22 protein-coding genes are annotated in these 23,356 nt (G+C 49.0%); 11 read left to right on the top strand and 11 right to left on the bottom strand.

Going from position 1 to position 23,356, the window contains the following annotated elements; all coding sequences use genetic code 11:
• Nucleotides 1–66: 66 nt before the first annotated feature.
• Nucleotides 67–207 (top strand): hypothetical protein, encoded by a 141-nt coding sequence (locus ABIA61_RS05935; protein ID WP_162833909.1) that lies wholly within the window; start codon nucleotides 67–69, stop codon nucleotides 205–207.
• Nucleotides 208–546: 339 nt separating this feature from the next.
• On the opposite strand, the gene ABIA61_RS05930 is transcribed toward ABIA61_RS05935, so the two are convergent.
• Nucleotides 547–1,464: a LysR family transcriptional regulator gene (locus ABIA61_RS05930; protein WP_014282033.1), complete on the bottom strand. Its 918-nt coding sequence runs from the start codon at nucleotides 1,462–1,464 to the stop codon at nucleotides 547–549.
• Between the two features lie 272 nt (nucleotides 1,465–1,736).
• Between ABIA61_RS05930 and ABIA61_RS05925 the strand changes: the two genes are divergently transcribed.
• The 10 genes from ABIA61_RS05925 (at nucleotide 1,737) to hydG (ending at nucleotide 12,381) form a co-directional block, all read left to right on the top strand.
• The gene (locus ABIA61_RS05925) at nucleotides 1,737–3,338 is read left to right on the top strand and encodes an ABC transporter substrate-binding protein (RefSeq protein WP_404518954.1); all 1,602 of its coding nucleotides are present in this window, start codon (nucleotides 1,737–1,739) and stop codon (nucleotides 3,336–3,338) included.
• Nucleotides 3,339–3,342: 4 nt separating this feature from the next.
• Nucleotides 3,343–4,341 (top strand): ABC transporter permease, encoded by a 999-nt coding sequence (locus ABIA61_RS05920; protein ID WP_283652195.1) that lies wholly within the window; start codon nucleotides 3,343–3,345, stop codon nucleotides 4,339–4,341.
• On the top strand, nucleotides 4,338–5,204 hold the full coding sequence (locus tag ABIA61_RS05915; protein WP_283652194.1) for an ABC transporter permease: 867 nt from the start codon (nucleotides 4,338–4,340) through the stop codon (nucleotides 5,202–5,204). The genes ABIA61_RS05920 and ABIA61_RS05915 overlap by 4 nt, the downstream gene beginning before the upstream one ends.
• Complete coding sequence (locus ABIA61_RS05910) at nucleotides 5,189–5,959, top strand: ABC transporter ATP-binding protein (protein ID WP_283652193.1); 771 nt, start codon at nucleotides 5,189–5,191, stop codon at nucleotides 5,957–5,959. The genes ABIA61_RS05915 and ABIA61_RS05910 overlap by 16 nt, the downstream gene beginning before the upstream one ends.
• The gene (locus ABIA61_RS05905; protein WP_283652192.1) at nucleotides 5,959–6,741 is read left to right on the top strand and encodes an ABC transporter ATP-binding protein; all 783 of its coding nucleotides are present in this window, start codon (nucleotides 5,959–5,961) and stop codon (nucleotides 6,739–6,741) included. Before ABIA61_RS05910 ends, ABIA61_RS05905 begins: the two co-directional genes overlap by 1 nt.
• Entirely contained in the window at nucleotides 6,728–7,798 is a 1,071-nt protein-coding gene (locus ABIA61_RS05900; RefSeq protein WP_404518955.1) for a pyridoxal-phosphate-dependent aminotransferase family protein, read from the top strand. The genes ABIA61_RS05905 and ABIA61_RS05900 overlap by 14 nt, the downstream gene beginning before the upstream one ends.
• Nucleotides 7,788–8,927, top strand: a complete 1,140-nt coding sequence (locus ABIA61_RS05895; protein ID WP_404518957.1) for an amidohydrolase family protein — start codon at nucleotides 7,788–7,790, stop codon at nucleotides 8,925–8,927. Before ABIA61_RS05900 ends, ABIA61_RS05895 begins: the two co-directional genes overlap by 11 nt.
• Nucleotides 8,928–9,142: 215 nt before the next feature.
• A complete protein-coding gene (locus ABIA61_RS05890; protein ID WP_283652189.1) occupies nucleotides 9,143–9,601 on the top strand; it encodes an alkaline phosphatase in 459 nt (152 codons plus the stop codon).
• 247 nt (nucleotides 9,602–9,848) lie between these two features.
• Nucleotides 9,849–10,892, top strand: a complete 1,044-nt coding sequence (hydE, locus tag ABIA61_RS05885; RefSeq protein WP_404580648.1) for a [FeFe] hydrogenase H-cluster radical SAM maturase HydE — start codon at nucleotides 9,849–9,851, stop codon at nucleotides 10,890–10,892.
• Nucleotides 10,893–10,968: 76 nt separating this feature from the next.
• Nucleotides 10,969–12,381 (top strand): [FeFe] hydrogenase H-cluster radical SAM maturase HydG, encoded by a 1,413-nt coding sequence (gene hydG, locus ABIA61_RS05880; RefSeq protein ID WP_283652188.1) that lies wholly within the window; start codon nucleotides 10,969–10,971, stop codon nucleotides 12,379–12,381.
• Between the two features lie 112 nt (nucleotides 12,382–12,493).
• Here hydG and hydF read toward each other — a convergent pair whose 3' ends face one another.
• The 10 genes from hydF to ABIA61_RS05830 form a co-directional block, all read right to left on the bottom strand.
• Nucleotides 12,494–13,747, bottom strand: coding sequence for a [FeFe] hydrogenase H-cluster maturation GTPase HydF (gene hydF / locus ABIA61_RS05875; protein WP_283652187.1), 1,254 nt, complete (start codon nucleotides 13,745–13,747; stop codon nucleotides 12,494–12,496).
• Nucleotides 13,734–15,182, bottom strand: coding sequence for an aspartate ammonia-lyase (locus ABIA61_RS05870; protein WP_404580461.1), 1,449 nt, complete (start codon nucleotides 15,180–15,182; stop codon nucleotides 13,734–13,736). The genes hydF and ABIA61_RS05870 overlap by 14 nt, the downstream gene beginning before the upstream one ends.
• Nucleotide 15,183: 1 nt before the next feature.
• Nucleotides 15,184–15,774: a 4Fe-4S dicluster domain-containing protein gene (locus ABIA61_RS05865; RefSeq protein ID WP_283652185.1), complete on the bottom strand. Its 591-nt coding sequence runs from the start codon at nucleotides 15,772–15,774 to the stop codon at nucleotides 15,184–15,186.
• Between the two features lie 183 nt (nucleotides 15,775–15,957).
• A complete protein-coding gene (locus tag ABIA61_RS05860) occupies nucleotides 15,958–17,460 on the bottom strand; it encodes a [FeFe] hydrogenase, group A (protein WP_283652184.1) in 1,503 nt (500 codons plus the stop codon).
• A 33-nt stretch (nucleotides 17,461–17,493) separates the two neighbouring features.
• Nucleotides 17,494–18,123 carry a 4Fe-4S dicluster domain-containing protein gene (locus ABIA61_RS05855; RefSeq protein ID WP_404580460.1) on the bottom strand — a complete coding sequence of 210 codons (630 nt, stop codon included), beginning with the start codon at nucleotides 18,121–18,123 and terminating at the stop codon, nucleotides 17,494–17,496.
• Nucleotides 18,120–20,282, bottom strand: a complete 2,163-nt coding sequence (gene fdhF, locus ABIA61_RS05850; RefSeq protein WP_404580459.1) for a formate dehydrogenase subunit alpha — start codon at nucleotides 20,280–20,282, stop codon at nucleotides 18,120–18,122. Before fdhF ends, ABIA61_RS05855 begins: the two co-directional genes overlap by 4 nt.
• Before the next feature lie 129 nt (nucleotides 20,283–20,411).
• On the bottom strand, nucleotides 20,412–20,948 hold the full coding sequence (locus ABIA61_RS05845; protein WP_404518960.1) for a hypothetical protein: 537 nt from the start codon (nucleotides 20,946–20,948) through the stop codon (nucleotides 20,412–20,414).
• Between the two features lie 178 nt (nucleotides 20,949–21,126).
• The gene (locus ABIA61_RS05840; RefSeq protein WP_283652180.1) at nucleotides 21,127–21,507 is read right to left on the bottom strand and encodes a VOC family protein; all 381 of its coding nucleotides are present in this window, start codon (nucleotides 21,505–21,507) and stop codon (nucleotides 21,127–21,129) included.
• 151 nt (nucleotides 21,508–21,658) lie between these two features.
• Nucleotides 21,659–22,045, bottom strand: coding sequence for a MerR family transcriptional regulator (locus ABIA61_RS05835; protein WP_283652179.1), 387 nt, complete (start codon nucleotides 22,043–22,045; stop codon nucleotides 21,659–21,661).
• Nucleotides 22,046–22,143: 98 nt separating this feature from the next.
• Nucleotides 22,144–23,124, bottom strand: coding sequence for an aldo/keto reductase (locus ABIA61_RS05830; protein ID WP_404580458.1), 981 nt, complete (start codon nucleotides 23,122–23,124; stop codon nucleotides 22,144–22,146).
• Nucleotides 23,125–23,356: the final 232 nt, after the last annotated feature.

The following is a 23,356-nucleotide window of genomic DNA, read 5'->3' as shown; positions in this document are numbered from 1 at the left end:
TTCCTGTTTCAGATACAGCCCATAGGTGTATTATAATAGTATCCCGACACCAGGAGGTTGATAACGATGGATAACCAAAGTAGATCCGAACTGGCGAATAGGGATGGCCTGTCACGGCCGAGAGGCTTAAATAGGCAGGTTGTCGGCAATAATCACGAAATGGGCTATGATCAGGATAAAAGTCCACCAGATTCAGGGCGACCCTGATCACTACAAGGCGAGGACAGACACTTTGGGATCACACAGCACATTGGAACTGAGGTAGGACATTCTTGGGAAACCAGGGCATGAGACCTTAAGGAAAGAAGTGATGCGGGGTGGATAAAGTGGAGTTTCCGAGCAAGTGTAAGGTAATCAGGCGAGGCTGACATGGAATTCAAGTGAACTTGAAATAAGGTTCGTTGAAACCAGGTGGAGCAGCATAGCAACATTGTAATCGAACCTAATGGAACTGAACATTAAATTTGGAATGTATAGGGGTGTAGCCCCAGGACCGTCTTCTTCTCTGGCTTTGGCTGGGGAGGAAGACGGTCTTTTTACGTGAGACTACTTTTCGGAAAGCTGTTTGACCGTTTCACGGAAAGTTTCAATAAAAGCCTCGGCGGCTTTGGACAAATAACGTCCATTCCGATATGCAATAGCCAGCGTGCGGCTTGGCGTCGGTTCAGCCAGTGGCAGCAATGCCGGAACAAATTCGCTACTGGCAGCCCGGGCGATAAAACGAGGTACGAGTGTTACCCCCATCCCTGTTGCTACGAGCGATTGGAGGGTTTCCATATTGGTGCTTTCAAACACCACATTCGGCTCAAAGCCCGCTTGATGGCACAAGTCCATCGTCAGCTTGCGGAAGCCTTGCCCTTTTTTCAGGACGACAAAAGGTTCGTCTTTCAGCTCTTCCAGATGCACAGGCTGCGGCTGGTCGCCGTTTTTGCGCAGAGCCAGCGGGTGACCCGGGGGAACAGCAAGATCAATCCATTCTTCACCGATGGGCACATAGGAAAGTGTCGGTTCTACCAATGGGAGAGAAAGCAGGCTGAGGTCGGTATCGCCGCTGGCTGTTTTTTTCTCCAGATTCATGGATGAATCCTCGACCAAAACAATTTCAATGTCAGGGTGAGCTTTCTTAAACACAGGCAGCACATGCGGCAGCAAATGGGAACCCGTGATAGGCATACTACCGACGACAACCTTCCCTTTACGCAACTGAGAAATATCGTCCATTTCCTGTCGGAGTTGCTCGACGGCGTCGACGATCTTTTTCGCTTTTTCCACAAAGCTTGCTCCTGCATGCGTTAATTCCACCGCGCTTGTATTGCGTTGAAATAACAGCACCCCAAGCTCTTTTTCCAGTTTGGACAATTGCTGGCTCAGGGAAGGCTGGGCAATGTGCAGCTTTTCCGCTGCGCGTGAGAAGTTTTTTTCCGCTGCAATTTGCAGGGTGTATTGAAGCTGTCTGAATTCCATCGAGTTATAGACCCCTTTTATACACTTTTATAATGGTTGTCGGCTTATAAGATTTATCTATTACACCATGTGCTTATTATACAATATTTAGATCAAAATCCCAATCCCAAATGAACTCCATGTGTTCACAAGCTGGAAAATCCCTATGTTTACTTTTATCTTTGATTTTTTAAATTATGGTATTTAATTCTGTTTGACATGGCAAATGGGTTCATCCATAATACTATTCATATTAAAACAATATGTTTTATTGGGGAAAAGGGGAAAATGAGATGTCCAAACTTATTGTATCTTTTAGGAAGCCGTTTTTGGTTGGATCTTTAGTATTTCTTTTACTGGTTCTCGTGGCAGGATGCTCTGGCTCCAAAAATGATGCAGGTAAAAATACAAACGCAACTAACCCAAGCACAACCGCTGATCAACCCGCAGAAGGGGGAACCTTTACATATGGTCGCCCGGCTTCCGTAACCTCGTTTGATTTGCACAATCAGATTACATCAAATAATGCTTTTGCTATCGACAAAGTATTTGAGCCGCTGGTCGCCTTTAACAGTGATGGAAAGATTGTGGATTGGCTTGCAGAGTCGCACAGTATAAGCGCAGATGGTTTAACCTATACTTTTGTTTTGCGCGATGGCTTGAAGTTTTCAAACGGAACCGGAGTTACTGCCAAGGACGCAGTTTTTTCAATTCAGCGTCATTTGAATGTAGGAGGTCCTCTTGCAATAGCTGCAAAGGTGGCTTCGCTTTCGGCTAAAGATGAAAAAACACTCGTAATTAAGCTTAAAGCGCCGTATACGCCGTTTATTTCTGAACTCTCAAACTTTTCCAATGGTATCCTTCCAAAGGGTTTCGGCGGCGTCTCGGAAAAAGAATTCTTCAAGAATCCGGTCGGTACCGGTCCCTTCGTCGTTAAGAAATGGGATTCTGCCGGTGATCTTACTTTCAGCAAAAATAAATACTATTGGCAGAAAGGCAAGCCATATATCGATGAGCTTGTCTACAAGCTCATTGAAGATGACAGCCAAGCGATTAACCAGCTGAAGGCTGGCGCGATTGATGCTATTGAGTCTGTAGCTCTTGAAAATGTAAATGAATTAAAACAAGGTACGGATACCAAGGTGGCGACCAATGGAAGCTGGGTGACAGAGCAATTGTTCTTCAATACCCTGGACAAACATTTTTCGGATGTGCACGTTCGCCGTGCGCTGGCGTTGGCACTTGACCGTAATGGATTGACCAATGCGGTTACCTTTGGTTTCGCAAAGCCAGCCAATTCGCTTTTGCCGCCAGCCATTCCCTACAACACGAACGATACAATTAAAGCGCTCAGCTTTGATACGAACGCTGCCAAAGCAGAGCTTGCAAAATCAAAGTTCCCTAATGGGTTTTCTACAAAATTGCTTATTGCCTCTGGAAACAACTCAAGAACTCAGGAGGCACAGATTATTCAGGCGGCCGCCAAAACGATCGGCATAGACATTCAAATCGAATCTGTTGAGTTGGCCTCATTCCGCGAGCGTTTCTTTGCCTATGATTTTTCGGCAATGATCAACAGCGGACAGGCGGATTCTCCAGAAGCCAACTCGATCCTCGCTTTCCAGACAGACCCGGAAGGCTTTAGCAAGTCGTATTGGACTCATTACACGAACAATGAAGTTACCAAGCTCCTGCACGAGGGGCAAAAAACACCTGATGGGGAAGAACGTGCGGGAATTTACGCCAAGCTTCAACAAATCCTTGCAGATGAGGTGCCTTACATCCCGCTCTATTATCCGGATATTCTGAAAGGTGTTCGTTCTTCCATTGATGGCCTGATCGTGCTTCCTAATAACAGCGTTCGTTTTGAAGATGTACGTGTGAAAGGTAATTAGATCCTTGACGGCCCACAATTTATTTAAAAAGTCTGCCGGATTACGTGCAAATCCTACTTCCCCACACAAATGGCTCGTACGCGCTATGATAAGAGCGGCATCAGTAGTCATCTGTGTGGTGGTGGCAGTCTTCTTCATCATAAGGCTGGTGCCGGGAGACCCCGCCAAAATGATTCTGGGGGAATACGCCACAGCTGAGGCTATTGAGAGTATGCGTCATAGGTTGGGGCTGGATCGTTCTCTTTGGGAGCAGTTTATAGGCTTTGTGCACAATTTCTTTACACACGGTGATACCGGCGTTTCGATTGTTTTTGAGACTTCTTCAAGAGAATTGATTGCAGAGCGGGCCCCCGTGACGCTGCTGCTCATTGCAATGACCTGTCTTTTTGCCATCATTGTTTCGCTGGTGCTGGCCACCCTTGCGGCAACACATAAAGACGGACTGCTTGACCATATGATACGCATCTTGCCTGCTGTAACGCTCGGTATGCCGATTTTTTGGGTTGGACTGCTACTGATTCTGGTATTTAGCGTTCGGCTTCGCTGGTTTCCCGTTGGGGGAGTCGGCGAGGGCTGGCTTGGAATCTTGTACAGTCTCGCCCTTCCTGCGATAACTGTCGGATTGTCGCAAATTCCTTCGCTCGTTCGTTCTTTAAGAGCGCAGATGCTGGAAGTGCTGGAATCTGATTTTGTTGTAACCTTGAAGGCAGCGGGAATCCCCGGCCGGGTTATACTGATAAAGCATGTCCTGCGCAATTCCGCTCTTCCCGCGCTTATGCTGCTTGGCGTAAACATTGCCTACCTGATGGGCGGCACGTTGGTAATTGAACAGGTTTTTGGTCTAAAGGGTATCGGAAGCCTGTTATTTTCAGCCATTTCAAACCGGGATTTTCCTGTTATACAGGGGATTGCTCTTTATTGTGCGCTATCTGTGGTCATCATCGGCTTCGTGATTGAGGTTGCTTCTGGGTATCTTGATCCCAGGACGAAAGGAGAACAATGAAACGCACGCAATTAGATATTCAGAATCAGAAGGCGGGTCATAGCAACCGCTCTTGGGGAAAAATACTAAATACTCCATCTCTTTTATGGGGCAGTATTATGTTTGCGTTACTCATAGGTATTGCAGTGTTCGCACCGGTTATTAGCCCCTACCAGCCTTCTGATCAAAATATTTCGGCAACTTTACAACCCCCGTCCTTCGAACACTGGCTGGGAACCGATCAACTGGGGCGTGATTTGTTTACACGGCTGATCTATGCCGCACGGACTGATTTGAAGATTATGGTGCTGGCGGAGATCATCCCTTTTTGTATGGGGGTGTTTCTGGGAATGCTTGCCGGGTATTATGGTAAATGGGTAGACACGGTTATCACGCTTTTGACCGATACGTTGATTGCGTTCCCTTTTTATTTGATTGTCATTATAGTGGCGTTTGCAAGCGGTACGGGTGAACAGGGGATATATATTACGTTTGCTCTCGTTGGCTGGATCGTATACGCTCGTGTGGTCAAGGGTCTTAGCGCATCCTTTCGCAAGCAGGAATGGATAGCCGCAGCCAAGACACTGGGAATCCCGAATATTAAAATCATACTGCGCCATCTCCTGCCGAATGTGCTACCGCAAGCAGTGGTAGTGCTTATGACGGATATGGCTGTTCTGCTTGTGGCCATTGTTACGCTAGGCTATCTCGGTATCGGCATTGCGCCGCCAACTCCGGATTGGGGAACGATGATTTCTGATGGGCAGCCCTTTATATCTACAAAGTGGTGGCTTTCAGCAATCCCGGGCTTTGCGGTGGTATATACGGGAATAGCCTTATCCCTTGTGGGCGATGGGCTAGCAGATATATGGAGAAGAAAATGAATGCTATGAATCCAATTTTAGAAGTGGAAAATTTGTCGCTCGCGACGCGATCGAATCATAAATTGGTCACCGATGTGAGTCTTAAAGTTGAAGCGGGCGAAAGCATAGGACTGGTGGGGGAATCCGGATCTGGAAAATCGCTCACGCTGCGCTCCATCATAGGGTTGCTTCCCTCCGGGATTGAACAGGTTGGCGGGAATATCAGGAGCCATGGCAGATGCGCAATGATTTTTCAAGACCCGATAAGGGCACTTGACCCTCTCTGCCCGGTGGCCCGGCAGCTTGCCGAGGTTGTGTACTACAGGCAGAAGGTGAGCCGGAAGGTGGCGCGTACAATAGCTTTGGAACTGCTTGAAATGCTCGGTCTTCCCGATTCCTTAAAGCATACTGACCGTTACCCCCGCCAGCTTTCAGGCGGCCAGTGTCAACGTATTGTTATTGCGATGGCTTTGGCGTGCAAGCCGGGCATCCTTCTTTGTGATGAGCCAACAACGGCGCTTGACGTAACGGTTCAACGGCAAATACTTGACGTTATTTCACGTCTTCAAAAGGAGTTGGGTTTTGCCATGGTGTTTGTTACGCACAATCTTGCCGTAGCTGCTTCGATGTGCTCAAAGCTTTGCGTTATGAAAGAGGGAAGAATCATAGAGCGGGGAGACACTTTGCCCCTTTTACAAAACCCGCAAAATCCGTATACACAGTTGCTGATAAGCTCAGTGCTTCCTCTCCCGGATCTTGAAAGGAGCGCCGATTGATGAAAACAGCCTTGCGGATAGAAAATATAACGGTTGCTTATGGTAAGTTCACCGCACTTGATCAAGTAAGCCTGGAGCTGCAGGAGCGTACCACGCTTGGTCTTGTGGGAGAATCGGGTTCAGGAAAGTCTACCCTCGCGCGGGTAATAGCCGGGCTGATCGCCCCGGATGAGGGCCAGATCATGCTGGGTTCTCAGGTACTGGGCAAGCGACGGAGCCGGGAGCAGCATAAAAGAATACAAATGGTTTTCCAAAACCCGGATTCCTCGCTAAATCCAAAGCATACGATCAGGCAAATCCTTGCCGAAGCCTTGCTTTTTCACAAGATTGTTGACCGCGCTCAAGTGGACAAGAGATGTAGGGAACTGCTTACACGTGTTCACATCGATGAAAGCGCCCTTGGCAGATTCCCTCACGAATTTTCCGGCGGTCAGCGTCAGCGGATAGCAATTGCCCGCGCATTGAGCGTTGAGCCAAGCATACTTATCGCAGATGAACCAACGAGCGCACTGGATGTTTCGGTACAACGGAGTATGCTTGAACTGTTGAGCACACTCAAATCGGAGCTTAATCTTACGATGCTTTTTATCTCTCATGACCTGGGAGTTATAAATGCCATAAGCGATATTGTTGCTGTAATGCGGCAGGGGAAGCTGGTTGAGATCAACCCCAAGGAGAAATTCTTTTCTCGTCCTGAAACGCCTTATAGCCGTGAGCTTTTGTCCGCTGTTCCCAAAATGCCAATATCCCATTCTGCAGGAGGTATTTATGAGTCAAAATAATAAAGGATTTGTACCTCTTACAATATCGGAGTTTGATACGCTAACTAACTTGCTCTCCAAACTCCTGTCCACCCAGGAATCTCCGGTAATCATACCGGGCGAGGCGATCCTGGGAATTGAAGCCATAGCAGCAGGCATAGCTGCGCCCGACCGTACAATTCTAAACATTGTGACAGGTCCCTATGGAACGATCTTCGGGAACTGGCTTGCGCGCGGCGGAGCAGAAGTCATCGAGCTCAAAACATCTTTTGATGAAGTGGTAACTGTAGATGAAGTCGCCGCAGCGATTGAGCGATATAACCCATGTGCGCTTTCTTTCGTGCAGGCAGAAGTGGTCACAGGAGGCTCCAATCCAACAAGGGAAATATTGGAGCTTGCGCGTCGGTCAAATATTATAACCGTGATAGATTCAGTTTCGGCAATCGGGGGCGAACCGGTGCTTATGGACGAGTGGGGAATCGATTTTGTAGCTGTGGGCGCGCAAAAAGCATTAGCCGGCCCTAACGGGATCAGCGCTGTGGGGATTTCTCCCCGTGGTTGGGAGTTTCTGGCCTCCAACGAAAATGCGCCGCGCAATTCCATTCTGTCTTTGCTTGACTTAAAGCGCTCCCCTAATCATGTGACGCCCGTGCGAGTTCCTGCCAACATCCCTGTTTTGGAAGCCCGGGCGCTGATAGAGGCATTAAAGCTTATTGAAGAAGAAGGACTGGAAGCGGTCAACCGCCGCCATTGCTTAACTACATCCGCTGCAATTGCCGGCATTACAGCCTTGGGCCTTGAGCCGTGGCAGCGGAACAAAGACAGCTACTCAACGTTGACTACAACGGTTCGGATTCCTCAAGGCAGCCATTTCAATATCGAACAGCCCATAGGTATTGTCGCTCCCGGGGACGGAGAATTGCATCATAAACTCTTACGAATTAACCATTTTGGAGCGAAGGCAAATCAGCAAAGCGTTGAAGAAGCCATCCTGACGCTTGCAGAGCTTATGCATCAAGATCCTGATCATGCGCTGACGGCCCAAAGGCCAATCTGGGGGAATAAAGATGGGAAATAACATTCAAAAAGAGCTAACATATCATAATATATTTGTGGCGGGGATTGATGGGAAACGATTCGATATTACGATCAGCAATGGTCGTTTTTCGTCCATTGCAGAGTCCGTATCTCCGTACGCGCAACAAAATAGTCCAGATGGCGACTTATGGATTAGCCCCGGCGTAATTGACCTTCATACGCATTTGGCATGGACGGATTTTAATCATACTGACCAGGAGAAGCGCGATGAACTGGAGATCGAAGTGATGCAGGCGCAAGCCTTTGAGGCTACTTTCCGGGCTGGAGTGACTTCGGTGCGTGATGCAGGTGGGCTTTTGCCAAGTACGGTGAAGCATATAGGTCAGCATTACAGCCAGGCTTTAAGGGTTTATACCTGTGGTGATATGCTTGGAGCCGGAGATGCACGGGGTCTTAAGCATTTGGAACGGCGGGTAACAGAAATTATTGATTCCGGGGCAAGCTGGATTAAAATTCTTGCAACGGGGGGGCTAGGATCGTCGCCAGATACAGTGCTGAACCCGATTTTTTCTGAGGAAGAATTCTCTTTTATTGTCCGTAGCGCCCGTGCACGTAACATAAAAGTCATGGTTCATACCTGGGGCGGACCTACTGTGGACTGGTCTATCGACGCTGGCGTGGAATCTATAGAGCATGGAATGTATTTGACCGAGGATCAAGCCAACCGGCTTGCGCAATCCAGGACAGCCTTTGTGCCTACTGCTTCCATCTATCGTATTGCTGCAGACCCGTCTGGAGTTCTTTCACTCGACAGGGAAATTTGTGATCGCGCCGCCCGCGCCGCCGAAGCCCATCCTAAAGCTGTCAGCTATGCCAAAAGAGCAGGCGTACGAATTGCGTTCGGTACAGATTTTGCCACACCTTCGTTACATGGACGCAACCTTGAGGAATTAGATACACTCATAGACTGTGGATTAACTCGAAAAGAGGCCTGGCAGGCTGCCACGGAATTCGCCGCTGAAATTTTGGGATATGGGGACAGATTGGGACGTATAAAAGAAAACTACACAGCAGATACAATCCTTTTTAATGCTGATCCATATAAGTCACAAAACGCCAAAGCACTGCGTGAAAGTATCGTATCGGTAATTCAGGGGGAATTTGAGTGAGACCAATACTCCAGAGAGCACCTTTAATATAGTTAGACAATCCCCTTAACATTCTCCTGACAAAGTATGATTAAACTTAGTTCTGATTGTACAATAAAGTGTCTGGGGGGGAAATTGAATGTTAAAGTGTTGGGGGATACATACGAAAAAATCGGTGGCTGCACTCGTAGCAACCATGATGTTAGCAGTATGTAATTATTCTCATTCCAGACGGTATGGCTAATGATGCCACTGCACTGGCTAGATGGTATAAAGGTTCTTCCTTAACGTTAGACAGCATGGCAAGTGGTATGGTGCGCACGCATTCTGCGGATGCTCCGATTGCAGATTCCGCTCCAGCAGGTGAAGGCTTGGAAGCCAAGCTGGATGCAGATCGCAGCAACATTAAAGAAGTGCTGTCCACGTATTTTGGTATTACGGATCTGACGGATGAGGAAGTAAAAACGATCAAAGATGCCAAAGAAGGCAGCGTGAACTATGCAGTCGGACCGATCATTAGCAAAGGCGCAAATATTGGCTGGACTACAGGTGGTCATACGGGTGGTGATGTTGTGCTGTACACTTATACGCCGAACGGAGATCGTCCGTCCGGCGTGATCGACAACACGGATGTCAATAAATACATGACACGTGTACTCGGACTGGAACAGCAGGCGGTTGATTTAATTCAATAATAAGCTTGATCAGAAGCTGTTTCTTCCATATAAAGGAGAAACAGCTTTTTTTGTTGCGGTAAATATGTATTTTTTGCGGCAGAAGCTGGAGTTTATATTCAGAAAATGGGATTTTTTGTGAAGCTAGTCACGTTCTATTCCCTCTGATGTTGCTAGAATAATACATGTACGGTACAAGCTGCTGACGACGTGGAGTCCAGATGGACGAGGGAAGAAGGGATGAGTCACGGACGAATTATTACTGCGTCTGGCTGACGGCAAGGAATGGACGCATACGGAAATGATGGAGCTGTTGGCACGTCTGGAGGAAGAGCCGACGGTGCGGGCACAGTTGCGAAAATTGGCAGCTCGCATCAAAATGGAGCGTTACGGTAAAGGTGTTTTTTTACGTGGATTAATTGAGTTCTCCAGCATATGTCGTCAGGACTGCATGTATTGCGGGCTGCGTGCCTCGAATAAACAGGCGGATCGCTACCGTTTACGACCGGAAGAAATTTTGGCCTGTTGTGCGGAGGGGTATGAGCTGGGATATCGGACCTTTGTCCTGCAAAGCGGCGAAGATTACTGGTTCACGGCAGCCCGGCTGGCGAAACTGATTCGGGAGATCAAAAGCCGTTTTACCGACGTGGCCGTTACACTGTCCATTGGTGAGCGGGATGATGAAACCTATGCGCTATTATACGAGGCGGGGGCGGACCGCTTTTTGCTGCGGCATGAGACGGCTTCACCGCGTTTGTACGCCAAGCTGCATCCGACGATGACGATAGAAAGCAGGCGCAGTCGTCTGCTGGCCTTGCAGCGAATCGGATTTCAGATCGGGGCTGGATGTATGGTTGGTTTACCGGGACAAACGAACAGTGATTTGGCAGACGATTTGGTCTATTTGCACAGCTTGTCGCCGGATATGATCGGGATTGGACCGTTTTTACCGCATAGCAACACGCCGCTCCGGGATGCCAGTCAGGGAAGCATGGAAAAGGCGCTGGATATTGTTTCGTTGTCCCGGTTGGTCGTTCCAGATGCGCTTATTCCTGCTTCGACAGCGATGGGAACTATCCATCCCCAAGGTCGGGAGAAGGCGCTACAGGCGGGAGCGAATGTAGTTATGCCCAATTTGTCGCCACTTGCAGTGAGGCCGAAGTATGCCATTTATGAAAATAAAATATGCTTGGGTGATGAATCTGCCCAATGTCGACATTGCCTGGAGCTGCGCATCCGTGGAGCGGGGTTTGAAGTCGATATGGGGCGTGGTGATAGTTTGAGGGTGCAGCGACAGCTCCTAAGTCAATGATGGGGCTGAACTAAAAAATAGTAGGTAACCATAGGATTTTGCGAAATCCTCACCAAAATAAGGGAGATGGATCTACGTGAGTGAAGTACGGGAGAAAGTGTCGGCGGATTTCATTAATGAGGCAGAGATTATGGCAGCGGTGGAGCAGGGAAAGCAGGAAGCAACAGATCGAAACCGTATTTTAGACATTTTGGAGAAGGGAAGAGCTTGCCGGGGATTGAGTGCGACTGAAGCGGCGGCTCTTTTGCATGTGGATGATCCTGAACTGCTGGAGGAAATGTTTAGATCCTCACGGGCGGTGAAAGAGCAGATTTACGGCAATCGGATTGTACTGTTTGCCCCCCTATATGTAAGTAACCACTGTGTCAATAACTGCGAATACTGCGGCTATAAGCATACCAATGACAGCTTTACCCGCAGCCGTTTGACACCGGAGGAACTGGTCGAGGAGGTCAGAGTGCTTCAGGAGTTGGGGCATAAGCGCCTCGTACTGGAAGCGGGGGAAGATCCGCTCAATTGTCCGATTGATTATATCGTAGATTGTCTGCGTCAGATTTATGAGGTTAAAGTGGACAATGGCAGCATACGCCGAATCAACGTCAATATTGCTTCCACAACCGAAGAAGACTATCGGAAGCTGGCAGAGGTAGGAATTGGTACGTATATTTTGTTCCAGGAAACGTATCATCGCGAAAGCTACCGCAAATATCATCTTCAAGGGCCAAAACGGAATTATGACTGGCACACGACTGCCATGGACCGCGCTATGCGAGCAGGGATAGACGATGTGGGTATTGGTGTGCTGTATGGTTTATACGATTTCCGTTATGAGACGATAGCTATGCTTAAGCATGCTGAGCATCTGGAGGAAGTGTTTGGCTGTGGTCCTCACACGGTTTCGGTTCCACGGTTACGTCCGGCTGAAAATGTGGATCTGGAGCGCTATCCGTATTTGGTCAACGACGAGGATTTTATGAAAATTGTGTCCGTTCTCCGACTGGCTGTGCCTTATGCAGGTATGATTTTGTCTACACGTGAAGAACCGGAATACAGAGACCGTGTTATTGGTCTGGGTGTGTCACAAATTAGTGCAGGTTCAGCTACGGGTGTAGGGGCTTATGCAAAACAGGATACGGAAGATAAACCCCAGTTCGAGGTCGGGGATCATCGTTCGCCGGTGGAAATCATCAAAAGTCTGTGTCGTGGCGGATATATGCCAAGCTATTGCACAGCCTGCTATCGCGAAGGAAGAACCGGAGATCGGTTCATGGAGCTGGCCAAATCAGGCCAGATTCACAACGTATGCCAGCCCAATTCGCTGCTGACCTTTCAGGAGTACCTGTTGGATTATGGAGATGAAGAGGCACGTGAGCTGGGAGCTGCCGCCCTGCGTGATAATTTGGAGCGTATTCCGCATGAATCGTCACGTCGTTTGACACTGGGAAAGCTGGAACGCTTGGAAGCGGGCGAGCGGGATTTGTATTTTTAGAATATCGATCTTTTCTTTGGAATTTGGCAAATAAAAAGCAGCCGCGTGAGAGTCAGCGCGGCTGCTTTTGCGTGTATGGGGCGGAATTGGTTGCTTCAATGATTCGTCTCATTCAGGAATGGCTGCCAGCACCAACGGCTTGCTCCCATGCCAGCATAGCGGATGGGAAGCATTCGATGGCACGGGGGAAGACCCCCTGCACGAAGGCGATGAAAATACCATAGTTCACAATGGGTACCCCGGCGGCTTCCGTTTCTGCCATCCGGTGCAGCATGGTACGTCGATTGAGCATGCATGCCCCGCAGTGAATAACCAGCGCATATTCGCTTAGATCATCAGGAAAGCTGGAACCGGATGCATGCTCGATGATGAGACGTTTGCCTATCGTTTGACGGAGCCAACGGGGGATTTTCACACGACCGATATCGTCAGACTGACATTGATGCGTACAGGCTTCGGCAATGAGTACGCGGTCGCCATCCTTGAGACGGTCAATGGCTCTTGCACCTCGTACGAGTTCATCAAGGTCACCTTTATGACGGGCGAACAGGATGGAAAAGGAGGTCAGGGGCACATCCTTGGGAGTATCTGCGGCTACCTTCATAAAAGCCTGTGAATCGGTAATGACCAAGCGGGGCTTGCGCCCCAGGCGCTCCAACGTCAGCCGTAGCTCATGCTCTTTAGTCACTACGGCAATGGCATCGCTCTCCAATGTATCGCGGATCGTCTGCTGCTGTGGCAGAATCAGTCGGCCCTTTGGCGCAGCTTTGTCGATTGGAACGACCAGCACGACAAAATCGCCGGGCGATAGCAGGTCACCGACGATACGGAAACGATCCTCGTTTTGCGGAAGGGCATCCATGATGGCCTTTTTCACTTCCGCGTCTCCCCATTGCTTAGAGGCACTGAAAGGAATCAGGGATAAATCCAGTTCAGCCCCCAGCGTTGCGGTTATTTTCTCTGTTTCTGCAAGGATGTCCGTCTTGTTTAATACACCAATGACGGGAATCTTCTTGGCACGCAGCTTTTCGAGTAATCCATGTTCGAATGCGCTAACCCCAGTAGTAGCATCGATGATTAGCAGCGCCAGATCCGTGCTATTTAATATTTCTAGCGTTTTGTTGCGGCGCAGTGCTCCGATCTCACCCTCATCGTCCAGTCCGGCGGTATCCACCAGAACAATGGGGCCAACAGGGAGCAGCTCCATCGGCTTGAAAACGGGGTCCGTGGTCGTTCCTCCTACGGGAGATACCACGGCGGCGGGCTGGCCGGTCAGGGTGTTCAGAATGCTGGATTTGCCAGCGTTACGGCGACCGAGCAGGGTGATGTGCGGTCGGTTGCTACGGGGAGTATCATTCATTCCCATCGTGAATTCCTTCTTCCTGCCCCGGAATACCGGGCTTGGTTACTGTATAGGGATGGCACAATTGCTCAATGCGCGAGCGTGTCAGCAGGCCGCGTTCTTCGGTAATATCCTCCGGTGTGCGGCCCTGCGCAATGGCTGCTGAGGTAATGAAGGCAGCTTCATCATAGCCAAGCTCCGCGACCAGCGCAGAAGCCATCACAGCGGAGTTACGCAGATTAGCTGAACAGCGGTCCTCGCATACGATCAGACCGCGTACACATCGTTCATCGAACAGCCGAACCGCGCCGTCCAGAATATGTAGCGATGCCAGCAGCGATTCGGCAATCAGCGGCAGGAACGCGTTTAGCTCTAGCTGCCCGGAGGCAGCCGCCATAGTAATCGCTGCATCTTCGGCTATCACGCGCAACGCCGTTAGTCCGGCCAGTTCAGCCATCACCGGATTAACCTTGCCAGGCATAATGGATGATCCGGCCTGAACTGGAGGTAGAGTGAACTCGCCAATACCGCCGAGAGGACCAGAGGCCAGCAGGCGAAAATCGCCTGATATTTTGAACAGGTTCACAGCAGCGGATTTGAGCAGACCGGATACCTCCACAAAGACATCCATATTCTGAATCGGGTCCATCGGGTGGTCACTTCGGCATAGCCCAAAGCCAGTCTCGTCCGCCAGTTTCTCAACCATCCGATAGCTGTAAGCACGAGGCGCATTCATGCCTGTGCCGATCGCCGTACCACCAATAGGGATTTCCCGCAGCCGTTCCTCGGCTTTGTAGAGACGCCAGCGGTCACGTGCCACGGCCTTTGCGTAAGCACCAAAGCCTTGCCCCGCCATCATGGGCAGGGCATCCATTAGCTGTGTGCGACCTAGCTTGAGCAGATCGGCATATTCCGTTTCTTTGTGCTGTAAAGACTCTTGTAACGAAGCCATCGCGTCACATAAAGGACGAAGCAGTCGAATGGCAGCAATTCGTAATGCTGTCGGATAAACATCGTTCGTGGACTGACAGCAGTTCACATCATCCAGAGGATGTACTAGCTCATACTGTCCGGGTTTTCCACCAAGCCGCATAATCGCCAAATTAGCAATGACCTCGTTGACGTTCATGTTGGTGCTGGTACCTGCACCGCCTTGCAGGGCATCGACTGTGAACATATCCAGATGCCGCCCGGCGAGCAATTCATCGCAGGCGTCTATAATTACAGCCGCCCGGTGGGGAGGGAGTCGATTTTGCTCACAGTTCACCTGAGCGGCTGCTTTCTTCACCAGTACTAGCGCGTGAATCAGTTTTTGATTTACAGGTCTGCCGCTGACCGCAAAGTTGTTCATTGCACGTGCGGTATGAATGCCGTAACAGGCATTGGCGGGAATCTCCATTTCCCCTAGCGCATCCCGCTCGGTTCGCGTATCCTTTTGCAGAGGAAAGGCTTCAGTCATGTCATAGACCCGTTGCCGGAATGCGCGTCATATGCAGTAACTGGCGTGCGCTCGCAGCACGTTTTTCCTCAATACGGGCGTGAACCAGATCAGGCTCAACCAGCTTGAGGGCACGTGTTGGGCATTTTCCAATGCAGGCGGGACCACCCTCTACACCTTCACACAGATCACATTTGCTGGCAATCATTCGCTCTTTGGGTTGCAAACGTCCTGACACATTGCTGTACAGTCCATCCTGTACTACAGGCCGCCCGTCCCGATATTCAGGTACCATGGTAATAGCGCCGTATGGGCAGGCGATCATACAGGTTTTACAGCCTATGCAGCTCTCGCTGTTAATGAGAATGCAGCCGTCCGCGTTCGTAATGGAACCGTTCGGACAAGCGTTGGCGCAGGGGGCATCCTCACAGTGACGGCATTGGACAGGGGCAGTGACCCCAATAGATTTGATGACCTTTAGACGCGGATGAAAATGAAACTCATCATCCGGCGAGATAAAAGGGTTACCTGCTGAATGTGCGATGACACATGCGATTTCACAGGTACGACAACCGATACACTGATCGGGATCAGCTAAAACAAAGCGGTTCATACAACTCGACTCCTTTCTAACTAACGACAAAATACAATGGGTACAGTATGAAAAAGTTTAAAAATGCAATTTGTTGGTGCAGAACATGATGAGCATAGGATGAACACAGATAAGACTCAGCAGCTTCTTTTTAAGCATGGAGAGGCAGGATGCCGCAATGGTTCACCCTTTTAACTTAACGTGCTAATGAATGGAGCTACCTGTCTCTTTAGCGGGAGCATCACAGCTACGACTTTGCTTGCCTGGTCCGCGCTTTTGGAAGGTCGTGTGCAGCAGATGATGCGAAACATGACCAAGCGGCTCACCTAAAAATTCATCGTACAGCTTAATAATGTGAGGGTTTTCATGTGATTTTCGCACCTGAAGCCCCGCATCATGTCCATAAATAGAGGATTTGCGTGCCCGGTAAGCTTCAATCCGGTGTTTTTCCAGCATGAGCTTGGGTTGACCGCCTCCGCTAATACATCCGGCAGGACAGCCCATTACCTCAATAAAATGATAATCACATTCGCCTGCCTGCACACGATCCAGCAGCCCATAGGCATGTTGCAGCCCCGCGACGACCGCTACCTTGAGTTCCAGCTCACCCACCTGAACCTCAGCGACTCGAATGCCTTCCTCACCGCGTACAAAATCCAGTTGGAGCTTCGGTAGCTTTTCATTCGTCAGCAGCTCGTAGCCTGTACGGATGGCGGCTTCCATAACGCCTCCGGTTACACCAAAAATGGACCCTGCTCCTGAATAACGTCCTAGCGGTGAATCGAATTCTTCATCTGGCAGATTCATAAAATCAATGCCGCTTTTCTTGATCCAGTATGCCAGTTCACGCGTTGTCAGTACCTCATCCACGTCACGGTACCCGTCGGATTCCATTTCAGGACGATCACATTCGAATTGCTTGCAGGTACAAGGCATGATTGCGACGCTATAAATGTTCGCAGGTTCCACCTCGTCCAGTTGGGCACCATAGGTTTTGACCAGCGAGCCTAGCATTTGCATAGGGGATTTGCAGCTGGATAGATGGTCCAAAAGATCGGGATATTCAATCTCGGCGAATCGAACCCATGCCGGACAGCAGGAGGTAAACATCGGTAGCGGCCCACCTTCGGTTACACGACGAATCAGCTCGGTGCCTTCCTCCATAATGGTGACATCAGCTCCAAAGTTGGTGTCATATACCCGATCAAAGCCAAGACGGCGCAGGGCCGCAGCCATTTTACCTGGTGTGAGCGTGCCAAATGGCATACCAAATTCCTCTGCGATTGAAACGCGAATGGCTGGAGCACATTGGACGATCCGAAACTGTCCCGGTTTCGTCATCATGTCGGTTACCTTATTCAGGCTACCGCTATAATAGGCAGCGAATAGCGGTTCTCCGATGTCAGCAGGCATATCGCGCTCACGCAAGCGCTCCTGTCGTCTGCTGGCGGCTTCCTGTGGGGATGAACCTGCCCAATCGGATGCGTATACGCTGCATATTTGTACACATTGGCCACAGATCACGCAGCGGTCTGCGTTCACGGTTTGCGGCTCTCCGGGCTGTCCTTCTATGGCATCTACCGGACAAACCCCTGCACAGCGTCTGCACCCGGTACACATACTGGGATCAATATGAATAATGGGGTTGGTGTAATCCGTCGTCTCCATACAAGGAGCCGAAGAGGCATTGTTAGTTGTTATGGACATCTTTTTTCTACCTTTCTGCGGCTGATTTTGGCCTTACAGGCGAGGGAAGAAGACTTCCCGCCGACGCTCGGGAAGCGGATCGGACTCGACTATAGCCAGCCGTAGTACATCGTTTGGACAGGCTTCTACACAGGCAGGATGTCCTCCGTTTGTGTCTGCGCAGAGGTCGCATTTGCCTGCGGCAGTCCGGGGGAGAGCCTTGTGAGCGGCACGATCAGTCAAGCCGGGCTGCGTCATGACGCGTCCTTCCCGGTAGACGATAGATACCTCAATGGCCCCGAAGGGACAGGCCAAAACACAAGAGGTACAGCTGATGCACAGCTCCTCATCAATCATAACCACACCGTTCTCCTGTCGAATGGCCTGAACCGGACAGGCATGTGCGCAGGGCGCATTCTCACAATGCCGGCATTGCACAGGCACATACGTATCCCCGGCGCGTACAACATACACCTTAGGTACGACAGGCACGCTGACGGTTCCGACCGAAGCGCCTATGCCGTTAGTTTGACTGTGAACGGCGAAGCACGCCAGCTCGCAGGCTTTGCAGCCGATACAGTGCCCGGCATCTGCGACCACAAAGGAAGAGGCGACAGCGCTTGTTCTATCGGCTGCTCCCATTCTACTCATCGGACGACTCAGCGCGTTTCGTGTCCCGCTCATCTCGTCACCTTATCCGCCAAAACAGCTTCCTGGACGTTCATCTGTCTGCGAATCCGTTGGTACGATTCATGTACATCACGCTCGGCCTGTGTTTGGTCGGCGATCCGTTCCAGCCGAATGGCGCAGTATTTTAATTCCGGGGTCTTAGATACCGGATCGAGAAAATCAGCGGTCAGCTCGTTACATGCTCCAACCCACCAGTGATAGGTCATATAGGTCGCGCCTTGTTGCACACGGTCACTAATCTGCGCTCGTGCCATAATGCGTCCACGACGGGAGGATATGGCGACAATTTCGCCATCGAGAATATTCAGATCGATTCCATCTTCCGGACTAATTTGTATAAAGCCCGGTTCATCAGCTAACTGGCGCAGCGCACGGCAGTTACCGGTCATGGTGCGTACGGAATAATGCCCCACTTCACGGACTGTAGATAAGACAAGCGGGAATTTCGCATCCGGCTGTTCTTGCGGCGGACGCCATTCGCAGGCAAATAATCGGCCTTTGCCATTAGGAGTGGAAAATTGATTACCTTTGTACAAATACGGTGTGCCTGGATGATCCTCTGTAGGGCAGGGCCACTGTACGCCACCTTGTTCCTCCATTTTTTGGTAGCTGGCACCAGCGAATAACGGGCAGAGGCTACGCATTTCATCCCAAATTTCCTCTGTGTTTGCATAGGACATAGGGTAGCCCATGGCGGTAGAAACTTCGCTAATAATGGCCCAGTCCGGCTTTACGTCACCTTGTGGCTCGACCGCTTTGCGAATGCGCTGAAAGCCGCGGTCTGCCGAGGAATACACACCATCATGTTCGCCCCAGGAGGTAGAAGGGAGGATGACATCGGCGTGCAGCGCCGTTTTATTCATGAAAATATCCTGCACCACGACAAATTCCAATTGGTCTAGCGCTTCACGTAACTCGGCGGCGTTCGGATCGCTTTGTACAGGGTCCTCGCCGAAAATATAATAAGCTTTCAGCTTGTTCTCCTTCAGGATGAGGTGTGGCACCTCCGTAAGGGGATATCCTTTTTTACGCGGCAGCTCAACACCGTATGCTTTTTCAAACTTTTTACGAACCGTGCTATCCGTTACATCCTGATAACCAGGATATACATTCGGCAATGCGCCCATGTCGCAGGAGCCCTGGACATTGTTTTGCCCCCGCACAGGCCCAATCCCCACATTCGGCTTGCCCAGATTTCCGGTCAACAGTGCAAGAGAAGCGAGTCCCTTTACCACGTCAACGGCCTGTGAAAATTGACATACGCCCATTCCATACAGAATTGTAGCGGTAGGGGCCTTTGCATATTCCCTCATAGCTGCTCGAATGTCAGCCGCCTTGACCCCCGTAATGCCTTCTGCATATTCAGGCGTATATTTTTTAATGCTTTCTACGTATTCGGCAAAGCCTTCTGTGTTTGCTTCCACATATCGTTTGTCGTACAGTCCTTCATGTACAAGCACATGACCAAAAGCATTCACCAAAGCCATGTTCGAACCGCCTTTTAGAGGTAGCCACATATCTGAAATGCGTCCAGTTTCAGTCATGCGCGGATCGCATACAATAATTTTGGCACCTCTTTGCTTGGCAGCTACAATGCGTCTTGCGACGATCGGATGTGTTTCGGGTGCATTATACCCAAACACGAAAATAAGATCAGAGTGTTCAATTTCAGGAATGGAGTTGGACATGGCTCCGTCCCCGAGTGAGTATGTCAAACCAGCCACAGAAGGGCCATGGCATACACGAGCGCAATGGTCAATATTGTTCGTGCCAATGACCGCCCGCATGAACTTTTGCATGACATAATTCGCTTCGTTTCCCGGACCACGTGCGGAGCCTGTTCCCATAATGGAATCGGGTCCGTATTTTTCCCTGATTGCTAAAAGGCGTTCAGCGGTATATTGAATGGCTTCTTCCCACTCCACTTCCTCCATGACTCCATTTTTTCGAATCAGGGGCTTGCGCAAGCGTGCGGTTAGGATTTGCGGGTCATTCAGAAAATCCCATCCATAATGTCCTTTCAGACACAGTGTTCCTTCGTTTGTACGACCACCAGCCGGCTCTGCGCCAATTACCTGTCCCTTGTCCACCAGCAAATGAAGCTGACAACCGCTTCCGCAGTAGGGACATACGGTCAATACCTTGTCTGCCATGTGTGCAGCACCTCTTTTTATATGAAATAGATGAAGCTCGTAACATAAAAAAAAGCCAATACAAAAATGCCGCTTCACGCTGCATCCTGTACTGGCTTATCCGCAGGCGAGGAGACAAGCTCCTTCCCGCTAATCCAACCGGTGTATGTGTTGTAATTCAAGAGTAATGATAATATGTCCGTCTCCATGGACGGAGGGGTAGACTTCCCAAGTGTAAGTGAAGGGACTGCCAAGTGTTTTTTCAGCTTCGCTCATAAATTCCTTTTCCAGATAAGGACGAAGGACGTTCCAATATTCTTTGACCTTTTCGCCAGCCCCTTCATGAACCAAAATTTCGGAGAGATTGGACAAGGTGCCCCAAATTTCTACCGTAATCCGGAGCGGCGAATCCAGTGAAACCTTGACATTGTCCGGTCCTTTTCCTCGGTAATGCTTGACAATGCATACGGCCAGCTTCCTGATGCGCTCACGGTATTCCCATTCGATATTCAACATCTGGACACTCCGCTTCGAATCAAAATAAAAGCGTGCTTGCCGCACATGCCAGACAGCCTGTGTAGCTGATTTACAGCAGAACGCACCCGTCCCGCCCAAAGTGGTCTGCCCAGCACGGCGTATCACTCTTCTATGGTAGAACAGGTTGACCCGGAAAGATGTGAAATTCATTACACTAAGCCATAATTTTACATAGATGAGGTTGGAGTGGACTTGATTGGAGGTTAGTGAGGTCAATCGAATGACTTTAGTTTGCGGCCAGCATATATGAAAAAGCCCTCTTAAACGGAGGGCTTTTACTCTTTTATAAAGGTGGGATGACTGATCGTTATCCCATTTTTATCGTAATTTACTTTTTTTCCATTACAGCAAAGTAATTTTCTTCATTGTCTGCAAAGTTAAATACTCTGCCGGAAGGCATATTTACAATTTCTCCGACTTTGACATTTTTATTGGATAAGTCGCCATGTAATTGATCGAGATTTTCCGAAAAAAACATTAAAGAAGGTGTACCGAGATTTAATTCAGGTGACATTTTAGCAACGAATTCCTTATTATGGAGAATGATACTTGTTTCTTCACCCTTTTCAGGAGCAATTTCAATCCATCTCATTCCTTGACCATTATTTTCTTCTGAAATTACATTAAATCCTACTTTTCCTGTCCAAAAATCCAGTGACTCATCTTGGTTATTTACATACAACATAATTTGACCGACTTTACTAATCATTGATTTTTCACTCCTTTGTATAAGTAATTACCCAACTCGATGATCCTAATCCTTACTATAGGCACAAGTTTCTTTACTGAACCAGACGCCAATATTACTACTATAGACAGAGCTGACTTGTGGTATGATTCCCCCATTGTCATTCACAAAACTAATCTTGTGGTCTATTTAGTGTTTTTTCTTTTTCAAATATTGTCTGTTCATATCTTGCAATTTTATAATCCATGCGTTCCAACACGTTCTTCATGTCTTCCATTCTTGTTATGAGCTGCTTACGTTGCTCGATTAGGAGTTCTTTTCTAGCATCCATGGTTTCATCACCCTGTTGAAACAACCCAACATACTCAATCAAAATTTCAACTGGAAGACCTACGGCTCGCATACATTTGATGTATTCAACCCACCTGCAGTCTTCTTCCGTATAATCCCTGATTCCGCTTTTATTGCGGTTCACACGTGGAATAAGTCCGATGCGTTCATAATAGCGGAGTGTATCCTGTGATAGATCAAATTTTTTACTTACTTCTGCTATCAACATGCAGATTTCACCTCCCGATTTTAGCACAAGAACGCCCCAAGTAAATGGATAGGGCGTTCTTGTCGTTTCTTATATCAAAACTGTCATCGCATCAAAATTTACTGGGCTCCAATTACCGGATGAGGAACATACGGCTCTTCCAGCAACGCAATTTCTTCAGGTGTTAACGTAATCGAGAGCGCAGCTACCGCATCTTCGAGATGAGACGTTTTCGTAGCACCGATAATGGGAGCTGTTACCGGTTCTTTCTGCAGCAACCAGGCAAGTGCGATTTGGACACGGGGAACTCTACGTTGTTCTGCGATTGCCGCAACCTGATCCACGATCAATCGATCGGTATGTGCAGTCGCATCATATTTAGATTTCGCAACTTGATCGGTTTCGGAACGATGTGTTGTTTCCTGCGCATCACGCGTCAATCTTCCTCCTGCAAGAGGGCTGTATGGAACCACACCGATTTTTTCTTCCTTACAAAGTGGCAGCATCTCCCGCTCCTCTTCACGATATAAGAGGTTTAAATGATTCTGCATCGATACAAACCGGGTCCATCCATTTTTCTCAGCTACATGTAACGCCTTCAGAAATTGCCATGCGTACATGGCAGAAGCACCAATATATCTTGCCTTCCCGGCCTTCACAACATCATGTAATGCTTCCATCGTCTCTTCGATGGGAGTATTATAATCCCAGCGGTGAATTTGGTACAGATCCACATAATCTGTTCCCAGTCTCTTAAGGCTTTTATCTATTTCACTCATGATTGCCTTTCGGGAAAGTCCCGCACCGTTTGGACCTTGATGCATACGGAAATGAACCTTCGTCGCGAGGACAATTTCATCTCGATTCGCATAATCCTTTAAAGCCCGCCCAACAATTTCCTCGCTTGTTCCGTCTGAATATACATTCGCAGTATCAAAAAAATTGATACCAAGCTCCAGGGCTTTTTTTATAATTGGACGACTGCGTTCTTCATCAAGTATCCAAGGATGAATCCACCGCTCTGCAACACCAAAGCCCATACAGCCAAGACAAAGCCGGGATACATCCAAGCCGGTATTTCCAAGTTTCACATATTCCATTTGATTGTTCCTCACTTTCCTAGGTATTGTTTCCTTCAAATGTAGCTTACTCCGATTACTCTTCACCTACTTACATCCGATATTATTACATTTGGAGTTAACTCCAAGTCAAGCGATTTTTTTACTACGCAGTGCATTGAAAATCGGCCGATCTGTTGACGAAATGGTCTACGAACCCAGAAGTTAACATCGTATTTTTGCTGGCAACTATTTTCTCGGTACAAGTTATTAT

The sequence above is a fragment of the Paenibacillus sp. RC21 genome, from assembly GCF_044907935.1.
GTDB lineage: Bacteria > Bacillota > Bacilli > Paenibacillales > Paenibacillaceae > Paenibacillus > Paenibacillus terrae_A.
The sequence above is the reverse complement of the archived record's forward strand: the minus strand, read 5'-3'. Positions and strand labels throughout refer to the sequence as shown.

Excerpts from the sequence above, each read along its gene's own strand:
- ABIA61_RS05935 (WP_162833909.1), top strand. The coding sequence starts at position 67 with ATGGATAACCAAAGTAGATCCGAACTGGCGAATAGGGATGGCCTGTCA.
- ABIA61_RS05930 (WP_014282033.1), bottom strand. The coding sequence starts at position 1,464 with ATGGAATTCAGACAGCTTCAATACACCCTGCAAATTGCAGCGGAAAAA.
- ABIA61_RS05925 (WP_404518954.1), top strand. The coding sequence starts at position 1,737 with ATGTCCAAACTTATTGTATCTTTTAGGAAGCCGTTTTTGGTTGGATCT.
- ABIA61_RS05915 (WP_283652194.1), top strand. The coding sequence starts at position 4,338 with ATGAAACGCACGCAATTAGATATTCAGAATCAGAAGGCGGGTCATAGC.
- ABIA61_RS05910 (WP_283652193.1), top strand. The coding sequence starts at position 5,189 with ATGGAGAAGAAAATGAATGCTATGAATCCAATTTTAGAAGTGGAAAAT.
- ABIA61_RS05905 (WP_283652192.1), top strand. The coding sequence starts at position 5,959 with ATGAAAACAGCCTTGCGGATAGAAAATATAACGGTTGCTTATGGTAAG.
- ABIA61_RS05900 (WP_404518955.1), top strand. The coding sequence starts at position 6,728 with ATGAGTCAAAATAATAAAGGATTTGTACCTCTTACAATATCGGAGTTT.
- ABIA61_RS05895 (WP_404518957.1), top strand. The coding sequence starts at position 7,788 with ATGGGAAATAACATTCAAAAAGAGCTAACATATCATAATATATTTGTG.
- ABIA61_RS05890 (WP_283652189.1), top strand. The coding sequence starts at position 9,143 with ATGGCTAATGATGCCACTGCACTGGCTAGATGGTATAAAGGTTCTTCC.
- hydF (WP_283652187.1), bottom strand. The coding sequence starts at position 13,747 with ATGGGAATGAATGATACTCCCCGTAGCAACCGACCGCACATCACCCTG.
- ABIA61_RS05870 (WP_404580461.1), bottom strand. The coding sequence starts at position 15,182 with ATGACTGAAGCCTTTCCTCTGCAAAAGGATACGCGAACCGAGCGGGAT.
- ABIA61_RS05865 (WP_283652185.1), bottom strand. The coding sequence starts at position 15,774 with ATGAACCGCTTTGTTTTAGCTGATCCCGATCAGTGTATCGGTTGTCGT.
- ABIA61_RS05860 (WP_283652184.1), bottom strand. The coding sequence starts at position 17,460 with ATGTCCATAACAACTAACAATGCCTCTTCGGCTCCTTGTATGGAGACG.
- ABIA61_RS05855 (WP_404580460.1), bottom strand. The coding sequence starts at position 18,123 with ATGAGCGGGACACGAAACGCGCTGAGTCGTCCGATGAGTAGAATGGGA.
- fdhF (WP_404580459.1), bottom strand. The coding sequence starts at position 20,282 with ATGGCAGACAAGGTATTGACCGTATGTCCCTACTGCGGAAGCGGTTGT.
- ABIA61_RS05845 (WP_404518960.1), bottom strand. The coding sequence starts at position 20,948 with ATGAATTTCACATCTTTCCGGGTCAACCTGTTCTACCATAGAAGAGTG.
- ABIA61_RS05840 (WP_283652180.1), bottom strand. The coding sequence starts at position 21,507 with ATGATTAGTAAAGTCGGTCAAATTATGTTGTATGTAAATAACCAAGAT.
- ABIA61_RS05835 (WP_283652179.1), bottom strand. The coding sequence starts at position 22,045 with ATGTTGATAGCAGAAGTAAGTAAAAAATTTGATCTATCACAGGATACA.
- ABIA61_RS05830 (WP_404580458.1), bottom strand. The coding sequence starts at position 23,124 with ATGGAATATGTGAAACTTGGAAATACCGGCTTGGATGTATCCCGGCTT.